Here is a 15208-nt window from a genome sequence, read left to right as displayed (position 1 = left end):
GCCGTTGAGAGCGATACCGGCAACGATCAGGAGACTCCCATGTTTCGCACCCTCGGGCGGCGCCTCGCCGCCGGTCTGGCCCTGAGCCTGATGGTCGTGCTGCCGGCCCTCGCACGCGAGCGCATCGAGCTGGCCGCCGGCTGGCGCTTCCAGCGCGGCGACCCGGCCGGCGCCACGGCGCAGCTGATGTACGACCTGCGGCCGGAGGTGACCGCCTCGGCCGACGGCAAGGTGGCCGACGCGCGCCCCGACGAAGCCGTCAAGGCCATGGCCGGCGCGCCGGGCCGTGTGCTCAAGCCCTGGATCCTGCCCAGTGCGAACCCCTTCATCCGCGACCCGGCGAAGCGCCACCGCCGCCCCGAGGGCCACCCCGGCAGCGAGGTGGATTACGTGCGCCCGGGCTTTGACGACAGCGGCTGGCAGGCCGTCACGCTGCCGCACGACTGGGCCATCGCCGGGCCCTTCCTGGAGACCGGCCCTTATGGCGGCATGGGCCGGCTGCAGACCTGGGGGCCGGTCTGGTACCGCCGCGCGCTGGACATCCCGGCCAGTGACCGAGGCCGCTCGCTGTTCCTGGACGTGGATGGCGCGATGTCGCATGCGACCGTCTGGCTCAACGGCCGCCTCGTGGGCGGCTGGCCCTATGGCTACAACTCCTTCCGGCTGGACCTGACGCCCTGGGCCCGCCCTGGCGAGGCCAACCAGCTCGTCATCCGCCTGGACAACCCGCCCGAGTCGGCCCGCTGGTACCCGGGCGCCGGGCTGTACCGCAGCGTCTGGCTGACCAAGACCGCCCCGGTGCATGTGGCCCACTGGGGCACGACGGTGACGACGCCGCAGGTGTCGCCCGAGCGGGCCACCGTCGCGGTGCGCGTGCAGGTCGACAACGACGGCGCCCGCGCCGCCACCGTGGACGTGCTCACCGAGCTCTACGCCCTGGGTGCCGACGGCCGCCCCGAGGGCCGCGCCGTCGCCCGTGTGCGCCAGCGGGGCCTGGCCGTGCCAGCGAGCGGGCACGGCGAGCTGACCGCCACGCTGCACGTTCCCCGGCCGCGGCTGTGGGGGCCGGCGCCGCAGCAGCAGCCGCACCGCTACGTGGCCGTCACGCGGCTGCTCGCGTCGGCCGGCGAGGTGGACCGGCATGAAACGCCATTCGGCATCCGCACGCTGCGCTTCGATGCCAACACCGGCCTGCACGTCAACGGCCAGCCGGTGAAGCTGCAGGGCGTCAACCTGCACCACGACCTGGGCGCCTTGGGCGCCGCCTTCAACCTGCGCGCCGCCGAGCGGCAGCTGCAGATCCTGCAGGCCATGGGCGCCAACGCCATCCGCCTGGCGCACAACCCGCCGGCGGCCGAGTTCCTGGACCTGTGCGACCGCCTGGGGCTGCTGGTGGTGGACGAGATCTTCGACAGCTGGGAGCGCAAGAAGACGCCGCTGGACTTCCACCTCATCTTCCCGGACTGGCACGAGCCCGACCTGCGCGCCATGCTGCGCCGCGACCGCAACCACCCATCCATCGTCATGTGGAGCATCGGCAACGAGGTGGGCGAGCAGTACACCGGCGCCGAAGGTGCTGCCGTGGCGCGCCGCCTGCACGCCATCGCTCGCGAGGAAGACCCGACGCGCCCCACCACCACGGCGATGAACTTCGCCAAGGCCGACATGCCGCTGCCCGCCGAGGTGGACGTCATCAGCCTCAACTACCAGGGCGAGGGCATACGCCAGGACCCCGAGTTCATCGGCACCGACCGCATCCGCACGCCGCCGCAGTACCCCAACTTCCGCGCAGCCTTCCCCGGCAAGCTCATTCTCAGCAGCGAGACGGCTTCGGCCTTCAGCAGCCGCGGCGTTTATCACTTCCCTGTCACGCCCGCGCAGAGCTCCATCACGCGCGACGGCCGCGGCGGCGACTCGGCCGCGCGGCAGGTCAGCGGCTACGAGCTGTATGCGGTGGACTTCGGCTCGTCCGCCGACAAGGTGTTCAAGGCGCTGGACGCCCACCCCTTCGTCGCCGGCGAGTTCGTCTGGACCGGCTTTGACTACCTCGGCGAGCCCACGCCCTACTACGCGGCGCGCAGCTCCTACTCCGGCATCGTCGACCTCGCCGGTTTCCCCAAGGATCGCTACTGGCTCTACCAGTCGCGCTGGCGGCCCGAGCTGCCCATGGCCCACCTGCTGCCGCACTGGACCTGGCCCGAGCGGGTCGGACAGGTCACGCCTGTGCACGCTTTCACCAGCGGCGACGAGGCCGAGCTGTTTCTGAACGGCCGCTCGCTGGGCAAGCGCAAGAAAGGCCCAGGCGAATACCGGTTGCGCTGGGACGACGTGATCTACGAGCCCGGCACGCTGACGCTGCAGGCCTACAAGGCCGGCCAGCCTTGGGCCACCGCCAGCGTCGCCACAGCCGGCGCCGCGACGCGTCTGGCGCTGCAGGCCGACCGCGGCACCATCGCCGCCGACGGCAGCGATCTCAGCTTCGTCACGCTGCGCATCACCGACGCGCAAGGCCGCACCGTGCCGCGCGCCGACGCGCGCATCCGCTTTCATCTGGACGGCCCGGGCGACATCGTCGCCACCGACAACGGCGATGCGACCAGCTTCGAGGCCTTCCCGTCGCTGAGCCGTCGCGCGTTCAGCGGCCAGGCGCTGGCCATCGTCCGCGGGCGTGCCGGCGTGGCGGGCCGGCTGCTCGTGCGCGCCGAGGCCGACGGGCTGGCGCCGGCGGAGGTCGCGATCACCACGCAGCCGAAGTAGAGCCGCCGCGCACTCGATGCTCCGGCGTGACGCGTCCGTCGGAGCTCGCTCTGTTCATGCCTATCTAACGAGTTCACAACGCGGCATCATCAATCAGCAGGATGCAGGCCGCCAACTGACTGGGCAGGATGCAGCGCATGGACACCCCTGAAGCCCCCGACGCCGCTGCAGAGCCATCGGCTCCCGCAGCAGGATCTGCCGCAGCCACGAGCCCGTCGGAAGCCACCACGGAGCCTGACGTCGCCGCGGCGCCTGCCCATGTTCTCTCCATGGAAGCTGCCGAGAACGCCGTAGCCGCTGCCGATGCATCGGTGGCCCAGGTGGTGCAACAGCTCTCTCAATCGGCTTGACGATTGGCCTGCAAAGCCAGTGGCGAGCGTGTGTTAGTCCCTCAAGAAGGATAGGAATCACATGGCCTTCCCAACCGCAGTCAACAGCCAGATCACGGACGCCGTGACGCAATCCAACGTCAAGGTGCTGGGCGACGCGCCCGCCATGGCGATGGGCAATCTCTACCAAGCCACCGCACAGGCCCTGGCAAACGCTGCCCACAATGCCACTGCGGCGCAGCAGCAGGGCAATGAGATCGCCCAGGCGGTGACCACCCGCTGTGTCCAGGTGCTGCTGGGCGGCGCTGCCGACAAGGTGTGATCCATGGCCTTCCCAACCTCTGTCAATGATCAGATCACCGACGCCGTCACGCAGGCCAATGTCCAGGTCCTGAGCGACGCCGCGGCGGCATCGATGGGTGCCCTCTACCAGGCCACGGCCGAGGCGCTCGCGCTGGCGGCGCAGAACGCTTCCAGCCAGCAGCAGCTCGGCACCAGCCTTGCACAGGCGGTCACCACACGCGCCATCACCACCCTGCTGGGCGCTGCGGCATCGAAGTCATGACCGAGGAAGCTGCGGCCACCAACGATCAGGTCGTTGATGCGATCCAGCAGGTCAACGACCTGCTGCGCGGCAGCCGGCAACTTTTCGCCGCCGGCGCCGCCTACCAGGCGCTCTCCCATGCGCTGAGCCTAGCCATGCACAACGCAGTTCAGCAGCAGCAGCACAGCTTCACGCTGCGCTGCGCGATGACCACGGCTGCCGCCACCGCCCTGTTGGACGGTCGCACGGAACAGGCCGAGGCCGTGCTGAAGCTGGCCGAATCACCGCTGATGAACCCCGGCATCGACGTGCAGATCAATGCACTCCATGCCGTGGTGGTGAGCTTGCGCGACGAGATCGAGAAGACCCTCGCGGCGGTGCCGGAAGCTGCCGCTGAGCCGACTACTTCCACCGCTTGAAGAGGCGCGTCGGGACGGCGCGCAACGGCGGGGCATCTTCGTCCAACAGGCCCGGCAATCGGCTTCAGGAAAGGGCGGTGCTGTCGCGGCAGCCGTTCATGGCGCTGGTGCAACGGCCAGCATACGCATGGGCAACCCACCACGGCCGGACGTCGCACCTGGGCGCTCACTGTGGGTACTTCTTCCCCGCCGTCTCCAACGCCCAGTCATCGCTGCGCGCCGGTGCCGCCGGCAGACCGTCGCCGCCGACGAGGTTGGACTCGCTCGGGTTGTCCATCCACGCGTAGCGGGCCGCCACCGGTGCAGCCACGGCCGGGTTGCTGAGGACGACGGCGTCGCCCTCGATGCGGGCCGTCGCGGGCACGAACTTGCGGTCGGCGCCTGCCAGCACGAAGCCGCGCAGCGCCTCGCCGGCCAGCGCCGGGCGCAGGCCGCCGCCGGTGTGCTTGAAGCGCAGCCACAGCTCGGCGCCGCGCACCTCGCTGCCGGCCAGCACGGGGCCGGTGGCGGGCGCGGTGCGCAGGCCCAGGTCGTGCAGCGCCAGGCCGGCCAGGCGTTGGCCCAGCGTGCGCTTGTTGCGGGGGTGGATGTCGTTGGCGTCGCCCACGTCGATGGCGACCGCCATGCCGGTGTTCGGTAGCTTGAGCGCCTGGGCCTGGGCGTCACGCAGCTCGGCCCAGCCGCCGTGGCCGGGGCGGTTGTTCTGCAGCGGCAGGAAGGACGCGAGCTGCACGAAGTAGAAGGGCAGCTGCGGCTGGCCGAACTGGCGGCGCCAGTCCTGGATCAGCGCCTGAAAGCCGCCTGCGTAGGCGGCCGCGCGGCCCGTGTTGCTCTCGCCCTGGTACCAAAGCACGCCGCGAAAGGCCAGGCCTTGCAGCGGTGCGATGAGGCCGTTGTGCGCGAGCGTGGGCGCGTCGTTGGCGGTGGGGCCGTTGGCCACGCTGACCTGCTCCACACGGGCGCGCCAGGCGCCGGCCAGCGGTACGGGGCCGGCGGCGGTGTCCAGCCGCAGCGAGGCGGCGTCGCCGTGGATGCTGCCGCCGCCGCCGGTGTCGGTCACGCGCACGGCGATCCAGTTGTCCCCGGCGCGCAGCAGGCCGGCGGGAACGGTGTAGCGGCGCGGCTGGTCGTAGCCGCACTGGCCGCCCACCTTCTGGCCGTTGACCCAGACCTCATCGCAGTCGTCCACCTTGGCGAGATGCAACTCGGCGGCACCACCGGCCTGGGCGGCGCTGAGCGTGACCGCCCGGCGCAGCCAGACGATGCCGTCCAGGTCGGCCAGGCCCTGGCCTTCCCACACACCGGGCGCCTGCAGCTGGGGCCAGGCGCCGTCCAGCGCGCGGGCGGCATGCCAGCCTGCAGCGTCGGCGGCGGCCAGGGGCAGGCCGGGCTGCCAGCTGGCCACGCGGGCCTGCAGGCGCTGGCGCAGCGCCTGGGCGAAGCCGGCGTTGTCGCTAGGCAGGTCCTTGACGAAGGGGGCGAGCGTGGCGTCGGCGAGCACGGCGTCGCGGCGCATCCAGGTCTCCAGGTGCGAGCCGCCCCAGGCCGTGTTGACCAGGCCGATGGGCACGCCCAGCGTGGTCTGCATCTGGCGCGCGAAGTGGTAGCCCACCGCGCTGAACTCGGCCACCTTGCCGGCCTCGGCCACCACCCAGCGCGCAGGCGCGATGTCTGCTTCGGGCCGCAGGCTGGCGCGCAGCGGCACACGCAGTTGGCGCAGCTGGGCGTTCTGCGGCGACGCGATCTCCTGCGCGCCGGTGTCGGTGGCCGCGAGCGGCCACTCCATGTTGGACTGGCCGCCCAGCAGCCAGACGTCGCCGATCAGCAGGTCGCGGCGGCTGGCTTCGCCGTCGCCGCTGACGCGCAGTTGGTGCGGGCCGCCGGCCTGCAGCGCCGGCAAGTGGGCGGTCCAGCGGCCATCGGCGCCGGCCTGGGCCTTGGCCTGCCGGTCGGCCAGGCTGACGGTCAGCGTGCGGCCGGGCGTGGCCCAGCCCCAGATGCGGATGGGCTGGTCGCGCTGCAGCACCATGTGGTCGCCGAACACCTGCGCCAGGCGCACCTCGGCCTGGGCGGTGCCGGCCAGCAGGGTGAGCAGGGCGGGCAGCAGCAGCCGGCGCAGCGGCGAGGTGGGCGGGGTCATCGGGGTGTCTCCTGGTGTTCTTTAATGGGGCGCAGGCGCGGATGCGCGGCATTGTGCGGGTTGCCGTCAGCCCGGGGCGTTAGTGGATTCGCGGCCGAGCGATGACGACTTGCGGCCTTGCGATGCGGCTTCGGGGATCGGGTCACTCAGCCGCGTGGGTTGTGGCTTTCCCGAGACCCAGGGAAACCCGTCCGGGGCAACGCTCGGGGACTGCCTAGAATTTGCTGCACTGCACAGGAGACTCCCGCATGGCGACTGCCCGCAAGAAAGCGGCAAGTACCGATGACACCGCCGCCCCCGAAACCAAGGCCGGGCTGCGCATCCTCAAGAAGTACCCCAACCGCCGGCTCTACGACACGCAGACCAGCAGCTACATCACGCTGGCTGATGTGAAGCGCATGGTGCTGGATGGCATCGCCTTCGAGGTGCATGACGCCAAAACCCACGAGGACCTGACCCGCGCCATCCTGCTGCAGATCATCCTGGAGGAGGAGACCGGCGGCGTGCCGATGTTCTCCACCAACTCGCTGGCCCAGATCATCCGTTTCTACGGCGGGGCCATGCAGGGCGTGATGGGCGGGCTGCTGGAGCGCCAGATGCAGGCCTTCACCGACATGCAGCAGCGCTTCACCGAGCAGACGCCGGGTTCGCCCTTCAGCCCCGACGCCTGGACCGGCCTGATGGGCGGCTACGCGGAGCAGTCCAAGACGCTGATGAACCAGTGGCAGGAACAGCTCAAGAACGCGGGCGCGATGTTCCCGTTCGGCCCCAAGAAGTAGCCCCGTAGGCCGGCGCGCCCACATCGCCGAAAATACGGCGATGAACGACACGACCACCTCCGTCCCGAAGATCGGCTTTGTCTCGCTCGGCTGCCCGAAAGCGCTGACCGACAGCGAGCTGATCCTCACCCAGCTCCGCGCCGAGGGCTACGAGACCTCCAAGACCTTCGCCGGGGCCGACCTGGTGATCGTCAACACCTGCGGCTTCATCGACGACGCCGTCAAGGAAAGCCTGGACACCATCGGCGAGGCGCTGGCCGAGAACGGCAAGGTCATCGTGACCGGCTGCCTGGGCGCCAAGGCCGGTGCGAGCAGCAGCGACGCCGGCAGCCTGGTGCGCGAAATCCACCCCAGCGTGCTGGCCGTGACCGGCCCGCATGCGACGCAGGAGGTGATGGACGCGGTGCACACGCATGTGCCCAAGCCGCACGACCCCTTCGTCGACCTGGTGCCGGCCTTTGGCGTGAAGCTCACGCCCAAGCACTACGCGTATCTGAAGATCAGCGAGGGCTGCAACCACCGCTGCTCGTTCTGCATCATCCCCAGCATGCGCGGCGATCTGGTGTCGCGCCCCATCGGCGACGTGCTGAACGAGGCCCGCGCGCTGTTCGAGAGCGGCGTGAAGGAGCTGCTGGTCATCAGCCAGGACACCTCGGCCTACGGCGTGGACGTGAAGTACCGCACCGGCTTCTGGGATGGCAAGCCGGTCAAGACCAAGATGCTCGACCTCGTCGCGCAGCTCGGTGAACTTGCCAAGCCGTACGGCGCCTGGGTGCGTCTGCACTACGTCTACCCGTACCCGCATGTGGACGAGGTGCTGCCGCTGATGGCCGAAGGGCTGGTGCTGCCGTATCTCGACGTGCCGTTCCAGCACGCCCACCCGGATGTGCTCAAGCGCATGAAGCGCCCCGCCAACGGCGAGAAGAACATGGAGCGCATCCTGCGCTGGCGCGAGGCCTGCCCGGAGCTGGTGATCCGCTCCACCTTCATCGCCGGCTTCCCCGGTGAGACGGAAGAGGAATTCCAGTACCTGCTGGACTTCATGCAGGAAGCCAAGATTGACCGCGCCGGCTGCTTCGCCTACTCGCCGGTGGAAGGTGCCAGCGCCAACGACATCCCCGGCGCGCTGCCCGACGAGGTGCGCGAGGAGCGCCGCGCGCGCTTCATGGCCGTGGCTGAACAGGTGTCGGCCGCCAAGCTGCAGGCCCGCGTCGGCCAGACCATGCAGGTGCTGGTGGACAGCGCCCCAGCGCTGGGCCGCAAGGGCGGCGTGGGCCGCACCTACGCTGACGCCCCCGAGATCGATGGCACCGTGAAGATCCTGCCGCCGGAGAAGGCCAGCAAGACCATGAAGGTGGGTGACTTCGCCCGCGTGCGCATCGTCGCTGCCGACGGGCACGACCTGGTGGGGAGCCTCGTTTGAAGCGCAGCCCGGCCACGACGCTGATCCATCACCCCTACCGCGCCCCCGAAGGCTGGGACGCGGTGCCGGTGCCCGTGGCCAAGGCGTCCACCGTGCTGTTCAAGAACACGGCCGACCTGCACACGCCCCGGCCCCGTGACGGCCTGAGCTACCGCTACGGCCTGCACGGCACGCCCACCAGCTACACGCTGGCCGCGCGGCTGGCCACGCTGGAGCATGCCGAGCACTGCCTGCTGGTGCCCAGCGGCCTGGCGGCCGTGACGCTGCCCTCACTGGCCATGCTGCGGCCGGGCGACGAGGTGCTGGTGCCGGACAACGTCTACGGCCAGAACCGCTACCTGACCGAATCGTGGCTGCCGCAGTGGGGCGTCACGCACCGCTTCTACGACCCGCTGACGGTGCCGGAGCTGCGCGACAACACCAAGCTGGTGTGGCTGGAAGCGGCTGGCTCCATCACGCTGGAGTTCCCCGACCTGCTCGGCACGTTGGCCGCCTGCCGCGCGCGCGGCGTGACCACGGCGCTGGACAACACCTGGGGCGCGGGCCTGGCCTTCAACGGCTTCGAGCCGGCACCGACGACCCACCCGGGGCTGGGCGCCGACATCGTCGTGCAGGCGCTGACCAAATACCCGAGCGGCGGCGCCGACGTGCTGATGGGCTCCGTCTGCACGCGCGACCGTGCGCTGCATGATCGGCTCAACCACGCACACGAGCACCTGGGCTACGGCCTGGGCCAGAACGATGTGGAGGCCGTGCTGCGCGGCCTGCCGACACTGCAGCTGCGCTACGAGGCGCAGGACCGCGTGACGCGCCAGCTGGCGCACTGGATGGCAGGCCGGCCCGACGTGGCGCAGGTGTTCCACCCGGCGCTGCCCGGGTCGCCGGGCCACGAGCACTGGCTGGCGGTCGGCGGTGCGGGCGCGGCGGCGCTGTTCTCGGTGGTGTTCCAGCCGGGCTACAGCGCCCGGCAGGTGGATGCCTTTGTCGATGCGCTGCAGCTGTTCGGCATCGGTTACTCGTGGGCTGGCCCGATGAGCCTGGCCGTGCCCTACGACATGAGCCGCAGCCGCAACCTGCCGCTGCCCTTCGAGGGCCGCACGCTGGTGCGCTTCGCGATCGGGCTGGAAGACGGCGTCGACTTGCAGGCCGACATTGAGCAGGCGCTGGCCGTGTTCGCCTGAGCGTCAGCGCGAGCGCTCTTTCATGGCGCGCTCGACCTCGCGCTTGCCTTCTCGTTCCTTGATGGTGTCGCGCTTGTCGGACTTGTCCTTGCCCTTGGCCAGCGCGATGTCGGCCTTCACGCGGCCGCCCTTGTAGTGCAGGTTCAGCGGCACCAGCGTGAAGCCGCGCTGCTCCACCTTGCCCACCAGCCGCTTGATCTCGGCCTTGTGCATCAAGAGCTTCTTGGTGCGGTCGGCCTCGGGGGTGACGTGGGTGGAGGCGCTGCGCAGCGCATTGATGCGGCAGCCGATCAGGTACAGCTCGCCGTACCTGATCATCACGTAGCCGTCGGTCAGCTGCACCTGGCCAGCACGGATGGCCTTGATCTCCCAGCCCGACAGCACCACGCCGGCCTCGAATTGCTCTTCGATGTGGTAGTCGTAACGGGCGCGGCGGTTCTCGGCAATGGACATGGGTAGGGAGATGGGGCCTGGCGGCCTTCTTACAATCTCGTCATTCTATGAAGCAGGTCAAAAAGTCCGTTCTGCTCTGGTACACGCCGCAGGAGATGTACGAGCTGGTCACCAGCGTGGAGCGCTATCCCGAGTTCCTGCCGTGGTGCAACAAGGTCGATGTGCTGGCCCAGGAGGGCGATGCCGTCACCGCGCGCCTGCACCTGGCCTATGCCGGCGTGCGGCATGCGTTCACCACCCGCAACCGCAACGAGCCCGGCAGCACCGTGCGCATGGAGCTGGTGGACGGCCCGTTCTCGCATCTGGACGGCGTGTGGCAGTTCCTGCCGCTGAACAAGCCCGGCACGACCGGCGAGCCCAGCGCCTGCAAGGTGGTGTTCGAACTGAGCTATGCGTTCAGCAGCGGCGCGCTGGAGGCCGTGGTCAGCCCGGTGTTCGACCGCATCGCCAACACCTTCGTCGACAGCTTCGTGCAGCGCGCCGAGGTGCAGTACGGTGCGCGTTGAGCTGGTCTGGAGCCCGCAGGCCGGCGATGTGCAGCACCGCTGGCTGGAGGTGGAGGAGGGCACCACCATCGACGCGCTGCTGCGCGGCTGCGCCGACTTCAGTCCACCGCCCGGTGAGCTGCGCGTGGGCATCTGGGGCCGGCTGCGACCGCTGGACACGCTGTTGCGCGAGCGGGACCGCATCGAGGTGTATCGCCCACTGACGGTGGACCCGAAGGAAGCCCGCCGCCAGCGCTACGCCAATCGCGGCGAGCGCATCGTGTCCCGCCACCGACCCAAGGCTGGCAGCAGCACCTGACTCAGCGGCACTCGCTGGTGATCAGGCCGCGCGCCCGCTCGACCTCGGCCTGGCGCTGCGCGTCATCCATGAACACACGCTCGCCCTGTTCGTTGGTGCGGGTGATGCGGGTGCCGCTCTGCAGTTCACGCAGGTTGGCCTGGGCGCGGGCGCAGTTCTGGCGGCGCAACTCGGCCTGCTGGCGTTCGGCTTCCTTCTGCTTGGCGGCCTCGCGATCCTGCGCCTGCTTGTCGCGCGCGGCTGCGTCCTGCTCGGCTTTGGTGGGCGTGCTGGCTGCCGGGCGAGGCGCCGACGCGGCCGCAGCGGCCGCCTGACCGACCGGCACCACGGTGACCGTGCGTTGGGCGTTGGCCGGGCGCTGCAGCACATCCTTGTCCGGCGTGCCGCTGGGTGGCGGGCGGTCGCTGTACTGCACCTTGCCCTGGGCGTCGCGCCACTTCCACTGGGCCTGGGCCGGCGCGGCCAGGCCGATCGCAATGAGGGCGGCGAAGAGGAGCTTGTGGTGCATGGGGGCAGTTTAGCGGCGGGCAACTGGAGGGCCGGCCGCGGTCAGCGCTCCAGCCAGGCCTTGCGGAAGCTGTCGGTCAGCGGCTCCAGCAGGTAGCCCAGGAAGGTGCGTTCGCCGGTGCGGATGTAGACGTCGGCCAGCATGCCCGGCTGTAGCCGGTTGCCTTCGCCCAGCTTGCCGAGTTCGCTGGCCGGGATGTCCACCTTGGCGATGAACCAGGACTGTTCGGTGCGCGGGTCGGTCGCGGCGTCGGCCGAGACGTAGGTGACGCTGCCGTCCAGCTCCGGCAGTGAGCGCGAGTTGAAGGCATGCAGCTTCACGCCGGCCAGCTGCCCGGCGCGCACGCGGTCGATCTCGAACGGCGGCACCTTGACCTCGACGACGAGCTTGTCGTCGCTGGGCACCAGCTCCATCAGCAGCTCGCCGGGCGCGATGCTGCCGCCGGGCGTGTGGATGCGCAGGTCGGTCACGACACCGTCCACCGGCGCGCGCACCTCGGTCAGCTCCAGCGTGCGGCGGGTGGCGCTCTCGCGCTCGATGAGCTCGAAGTTCTCGGCCTGCACCTTCTTCAGCTCGGCGGCCACGTCCTCCTGGAAGGCCTTGCGCACCTGGAACTTCTTCAGCTCCTTTTCGCTGATGCTGGTGCGCGTGGTGGCGGCGCGCGAGACGAGCTCGTCGCGTTCGCCCACCAGGCGCGCGATGTCGCGCTCGGTGGCGCGCAGCCGGGTTTTCTCGACCATGCCGGTCTTGTCCAGGTCCAGCAGGCCTTCGAGGTCGCGCTTGAGGCTGTCCAGCTGCTCTTCCTTGCTGCGGCGCTGGCTGTCGTAGCCGGTGATCTCGGAGCGCAGCGCGGCGATCTGCTGGTCCAGGATGGACAGCTCGCCCAGCCGGCTGCTGCGGCGCGACTCGAAGATGCTGCGCTGCGCGCGCAGGATTTCGGCCACCTGCTGGTCGCCAGCGCGTGCTTCGAGCTCCGGCGGCCAGGCGATGACGGCCTTGTCGTCGCGTTCGGCCACCAGCCGCGCCAGCGAGGCCAGCGCCACGTCGCGCCCGCCGGTGACCACGCCGTGGCCGGCGGCGGCCCGCGTCTCGTCCAGGCGCACCAGCACCTGGCCGGCCGTCACGCGGGCGCCGTCGCGCACCAGGATCTCCTTCACGATGCCGCCCTCGGCATGCTGCAGGCGCTTGCGGCTGGAGTCCACCTTGAGCATGCCGGAGCCCACCACAGCCGACGCCAGCGGCACGCTGGCCGACCACACCAGCGCCACGCCCAGCGTGCTGGCCAGCAGCAGCAGGCCCAGGCGCACCCAGCGGCGCGTCTCGGCGGCGGCCTTGTCCTCGCCCACCACCATGGCGGCGATTGCCTGCTCGCGCAGTGCGGCGGCGGCGGTTGCGGCTTCAGGCACGGGCGGCCTCCTCTCCGGGCGCCAGGGCGCTCTTGCGGGTGATCTGCGGCATCAGTTCCTGCGTGGCACCGAACTTCACGATCTGGCCGCCTACCAGTACCAGCATCTGGTCGGTGCCGCCCAGCAGCGCCGGGCGGTGGGCTACCACCAGCACGGTGCGCTGGCGGCGCTTCATCTCGTCGATGCCCTGGCGCACGGCGGCCTCGCCTTCGGCGTCGAGGTTGCTGGTGGGCTCGTCCAGCACGATCAGCGGCGGGTTGCCGTAGAAGGCACGCGCCAGGCCGATGCGCTGGCGCTGGCCGCCGGACAGGTTGGCGCCAGCGGGGCCGATGACGGTGTCGTAGCCCTCGGGCAGCGCCAGGATCATGGCGTGTGCGCCCGCCAGTTGCGCGGCCTCGACGACACGCTCGGCATCCACCTCGCCGAAGCGTGCGATGTTGGCTGCCACCGAGCCGGGGAAGAGCTCGATGTCCTGCGGCAGGTAGCCGATGTGGGGGCCGACATGCTCGCGCGGGGACTCGTCGATGCGGGCGCCGTCCAGACGCACGGCGCCGGCGGCCGGCGCCCACACGCCCACGGCCAGCCGCACCAGCGTGCTCTTGCCCGCTGCGCTGGGGCCGGTGATGCCCAGGCAGGTGCCGGGCTGCAGCGTGAAATCGATGCCTTGCAGCGTCAGGCGGCGCGACTGCGGCGGCGCGGCAGACACGCCCTCGAAGGCCAGCAGGCCCTTGGGTGCCGGCAGCGGCATGGGCTCGTCCTGCGGCTTCTCCTGGCCGATCTCCTGGCGCAGCCGGCCATAGCTCTCGCGCGCTTGCAGGAAGCCGCGCCAGCCGCCGATGGCCTGCTCCAGCGGCGCGAGGCCCCGGCCCATGATGATGCTGGCGGCGATCATCACGCCCGCCGTGCACTCGGCGCGGATGACCAGCCACGCGCCCACGCCCAGCACGGCGATCTGCAGCAGCAGCCGCACCGACTTGGCCCAGGCTGCCACCAGAGCGGCCTTGTCGCTGGCCAGGCCTTGCAGGCCGATGCCGTAGTCATGGCGCTGGCGCCACAGCCGCGCAAGGCCGGGCAGCATGCCCATGGCGCGGATCACGTCGGTGTTGCGGGCCGAGATCTCGGCGAAGCGCGCGCCGGCTGCCATCTCGGCGCCCGCCTCTGCCAGCGCGGCGCGCGTGGCGCGCTCGTTCCACAGGCCCAGCAGGAACAGCACCACGCCACCCAGCAGCGCCACATGGCCCAGCCACGGGTGCAGCAGGTAGACCAGGCCGATGTAGATGGGCATCCACGGCGCGTCCAGCAGCGACAGCATGGTGCTGCCGGTGACGAAGCCGCGCAGCTGGTCCAGGTCGCGCAGCGCCTGGCTGTTGCGGCCGGCGGCCAGCGTCTTCTCGAACAGCAGGCCGGAGAGCTGTGCATCCAGCCGTGCGCCCAGGCGCACCAGCAGCCGCGAGCGCACCACCTCCAGCCCCGCCAGCGTCAGCAGGCAGGCCAGCGCGAACAGCGTCAGTCCCAGCAGCGTGGGCAGGCTGTGCGAGGCCAGCACGCGGTCGTAGACCTGCATCATGTAGATCGACGAGGTCAACGCCAGCAGGTTGACGAAGAAGCTGAAAAACGCCACCCAGCCCAGCGTGCTGCGCACGGCCGCCATGGCGCGGCCCAGCGGCGTGACGAGGGGCAGGCGTTGGCCGAGCAGGTTCATCCGGCAGTCCTGGTTCGAGAGCAAAAACAACGCCCCGGCAGGGCGGGGCGTTCGGCGTGCGCCAGCGCGCGTTCAGTGCGCTGAGCCTTGGGCGGGCTTGCGGCGGCGCGTGCCGGCCAGCAGGCCGACACCGGCGCAAGCCACCAGGGCCAGCGAGGCGGGCTCGGGTAGCTCGTTGGTGTCAGGGCGCGAGGCCGTCAGGCGGTAGGCCATGTCGCCCTCATCGCCGCTGCCCGAGGTCTGCCAGTACCAATCGCTGTCCAGGCTGGTGTTCCAGAGGGCCAGGCTGTTGCTGCCGGTCAGTTGCACGTTCAAGCCGTCGTCGAGGTCCAGCGTGTAGAGGAACAGACGCGTGCCCGGTTGGCCGTTGGGCGTGTCAGCCAGTGCCCCGGCGCCGGTGCGGGACAGGCTGCCCGTGACCGTGCTGCTGTTGAAGGTGACGGCGAACGGCGCGGCGTCGTTGCCGGCGTCCGCAAGGTCATAGCCCCACCACTGGATGAGCTCCAGTCGGTAGCCCGCAAAACCCGCGCCCAGCCCGGTCAGCGATGCCGGCGTGCCGCTCACCTGGTCCTGCGATTGCACGCCGGCCAGGACGGTGGTGTCCGGCGAGCGCTCGCCAACGACGACGGTGGCTGCTTGGGCTGCCAGGCTGAGCGCGGCGCCACAGGCAACGGCGATGGAACGAAGGGCACTTTTCATGGTTGTGGGCTCCTTGGGGAAAGGGCTGGGCAGCCTCCTGCTGCCCGTGTGCACGCGCACGACT

At 70.5% G+C, this 15208-nt stretch carries 15 protein-coding genes; 9 read left to right on the top strand and 6 right to left on the bottom strand.

The genetic code is table 11. The features are described from left to right. Positions 1-39 precede the first annotated feature (39 nt). The 4 genes from galB (at position 40) to NYO99_RS06790 (ending at position 4049) form a co-directional block, all read left to right on the top strand. Positions 40-2757 (top strand): beta-galactosidase GalB, encoded by a 2718-nt coding sequence (gene galB / locus NYO99_RS06805; RefSeq protein ID WP_268166344.1) that lies wholly within the window; start codon positions 40-42, stop codon positions 2755-2757. A gap of 411 nt (positions 2758-3168) precedes the next feature. Further along, on the top strand, positions 3169-3408 hold the full coding sequence (locus tag NYO99_RS06800) for a RebB family R body protein (protein ID WP_268166343.1): 240 nt from the start codon (positions 3169-3171) through the stop codon (positions 3406-3408). 3 nt (positions 3409-3411) lie between these two features. Next, a complete protein-coding gene (locus tag NYO99_RS06795) occupies positions 3412-3651 on the top strand; it encodes a RebB family R body protein (protein WP_268166342.1) in 240 nt (79 codons plus the stop codon). Further along, a complete protein-coding gene (locus NYO99_RS06790) occupies positions 3648-4049 on the top strand; it encodes a RebB family R body protein (RefSeq protein WP_268166341.1) in 402 nt (133 codons plus the stop codon). Before NYO99_RS06795 ends, NYO99_RS06790 begins: the two co-directional genes overlap by 4 nt. Before the next feature lie 166 nt (positions 4050-4215). Here the strand turns inward: NYO99_RS06790 and NYO99_RS06785 are convergent, their stop codons facing one another. Beyond that, a complete protein-coding gene (locus NYO99_RS06785) occupies positions 4216-6189 on the bottom strand; it encodes a sialate O-acetylesterase (protein ID WP_268166340.1) in 1974 nt (657 codons plus the stop codon). A gap of 248 nt (positions 6190-6437) precedes the next feature. Here NYO99_RS06785 and phaR point away from each other — a divergent pair, with 248 nt between their 5' ends. The 3 genes from phaR to NYO99_RS06770 are packed head-to-tail and all read left to right on the top strand — an operon-like array spanning position 6438 to position 9572. After that, positions 6438-6968, top strand: coding sequence for a polyhydroxyalkanoate synthesis repressor PhaR (gene phaR, locus NYO99_RS06780; RefSeq protein WP_268166339.1), 531 nt, complete (start codon positions 6438-6440; stop codon positions 6966-6968). Positions 6969-7008: 40 nt separating this feature from the next. After that, positions 7009-8391, top strand: a complete 1383-nt coding sequence (gene rimO, locus NYO99_RS06775; protein ID WP_268166338.1) for a 30S ribosomal protein S12 methylthiotransferase RimO — start codon at positions 7009-7011, stop codon at positions 8389-8391. Further along, positions 8388-9572: a PLP-dependent transferase gene (locus tag NYO99_RS06770; protein ID WP_268166337.1), complete on the top strand. Its 1185-nt coding sequence runs from the start codon at positions 8388-8390 to the stop codon at positions 9570-9572. The genes rimO and NYO99_RS06770 overlap by 4 nt, the downstream gene beginning before the upstream one ends. Before the next feature lie 3 nt (positions 9573-9575). Here NYO99_RS06770 and smpB read toward each other — a convergent pair whose 3' ends face one another. Next, positions 9576-10025, bottom strand: a complete 450-nt coding sequence (gene smpB / locus NYO99_RS06765; RefSeq protein ID WP_268166336.1) for an SsrA-binding protein SmpB — start codon at positions 10023-10025, stop codon at positions 9576-9578. 47 nt (positions 10026-10072) lie between these two features. On the opposite strand from smpB, the gene NYO99_RS06760 reads away from it, so the two are divergent. After that, positions 10073-10531: a type II toxin-antitoxin system RatA family toxin gene (locus NYO99_RS06760; protein ID WP_268166335.1), complete on the top strand. Its 459-nt coding sequence runs from the start codon at positions 10073-10075 to the stop codon at positions 10529-10531. Continuing rightward, complete coding sequence (locus tag NYO99_RS06755) at positions 10521-10829, top strand: RnfH family protein (protein ID WP_268166334.1); 309 nt, start codon at positions 10521-10523, stop codon at positions 10827-10829. The genes NYO99_RS06760 and NYO99_RS06755 overlap by 11 nt, the downstream gene beginning before the upstream one ends. Before the next feature lies 1 nt (position 10830). Here the strand turns inward: NYO99_RS06755 and NYO99_RS06750 are convergent, their stop codons facing one another. From NYO99_RS06750 to NYO99_RS06735, 4 genes are all read right to left on the bottom strand, one after another. Beyond that, a complete protein-coding gene (locus NYO99_RS06750) occupies positions 10831-11337 on the bottom strand; it encodes a DUF4124 domain-containing protein (protein ID WP_268166333.1) in 507 nt (168 codons plus the stop codon). Between the two features lie 41 nt (positions 11338-11378). Beyond that, positions 11379-12743, bottom strand: coding sequence for an HlyD family type I secretion periplasmic adaptor subunit (locus NYO99_RS06745; protein ID WP_268166332.1), 1365 nt, complete (start codon positions 12741-12743; stop codon positions 11379-11381). After that, the gene (locus NYO99_RS06740) at positions 12736-14445 is read right to left on the bottom strand and encodes a type I secretion system permease/ATPase (RefSeq protein WP_268166330.1); all 1710 of its coding nucleotides are present in this window, start codon (positions 14443-14445) and stop codon (positions 12736-12738) included. Before NYO99_RS06740 ends, NYO99_RS06745 begins: the two co-directional genes overlap by 8 nt. 72 nt (positions 14446-14517) lie before the next feature. Then, positions 14518-15144, bottom strand: coding sequence for a hypothetical protein (locus NYO99_RS06735; RefSeq protein WP_268166329.1), 627 nt, complete (start codon positions 15142-15144; stop codon positions 14518-14520). Between the last annotated feature and the right edge of the window lie 64 nt (positions 15145-15208).

The sequence above is a fragment of the Roseateles hydrophilus genome, assembly GCF_026712245.1.
Taxonomy (GTDB): domain Bacteria; phylum Pseudomonadota; class Gammaproteobacteria; order Burkholderiales; family Burkholderiaceae_C; genus Pelomonas; species Pelomonas hydrophilus.
Note: the sequence above shows the minus strand (reverse complement) of the source record. Positions and strands in the feature narration are given on the sequence as shown.

Coding starts and splice junctions, on each gene's coding strand:
- phaR (WP_268166339.1), top strand. CDS start 6,438: ATGGCGACTGCCCGCAAGAAAGCGGCAAGTACCGATGACACCGCCGCC.
- NYO99_RS06760 (WP_268166335.1), top strand. CDS start 10,073: ATGAAGCAGGTCAAAAAGTCCGTTCTGCTCTGGTACACGCCGCAGGAG.
- rimO (WP_268166338.1), top strand. CDS start 7,009: ATGAACGACACGACCACCTCCGTCCCGAAGATCGGCTTTGTCTCGCTC.
- galB (WP_268166344.1), top strand. CDS start 40: ATGTTTCGCACCCTCGGGCGGCGCCTCGCCGCCGGTCTGGCCCTGAGC.
- NYO99_RS06740 (WP_268166330.1), bottom strand. CDS start 14,445: ATGAACCTGCTCGGCCAACGCCTGCCCCTCGTCACGCCGCTGGGCCGC.
- NYO99_RS06790 (WP_268166341.1), top strand. CDS start 3,648: ATGACCGAGGAAGCTGCGGCCACCAACGATCAGGTCGTTGATGCGATC.
- NYO99_RS06795 (WP_268166342.1), top strand. CDS start 3,412: ATGGCCTTCCCAACCTCTGTCAATGATCAGATCACCGACGCCGTCACG.
- NYO99_RS06750 (WP_268166333.1), bottom strand. CDS start 11,337: ATGCACCACAAGCTCCTCTTCGCCGCCCTCATTGCGATCGGCCTGGCC.
- NYO99_RS06800 (WP_268166343.1), top strand. CDS start 3,169: ATGGCCTTCCCAACCGCAGTCAACAGCCAGATCACGGACGCCGTGACG.
- NYO99_RS06785 (WP_268166340.1), bottom strand. CDS start 6,189: ATGACCCCGCCCACCTCGCCGCTGCGCCGGCTGCTGCTGCCCGCCCTG.
- NYO99_RS06735 (WP_268166329.1), bottom strand. CDS start 15,144: ATGAAAAGTGCCCTTCGTTCCATCGCCGTTGCCTGTGGCGCCGCGCTC.
- smpB (WP_268166336.1), bottom strand. CDS start 10,025: ATGTCCATTGCCGAGAACCGCCGCGCCCGTTACGACTACCACATCGAA.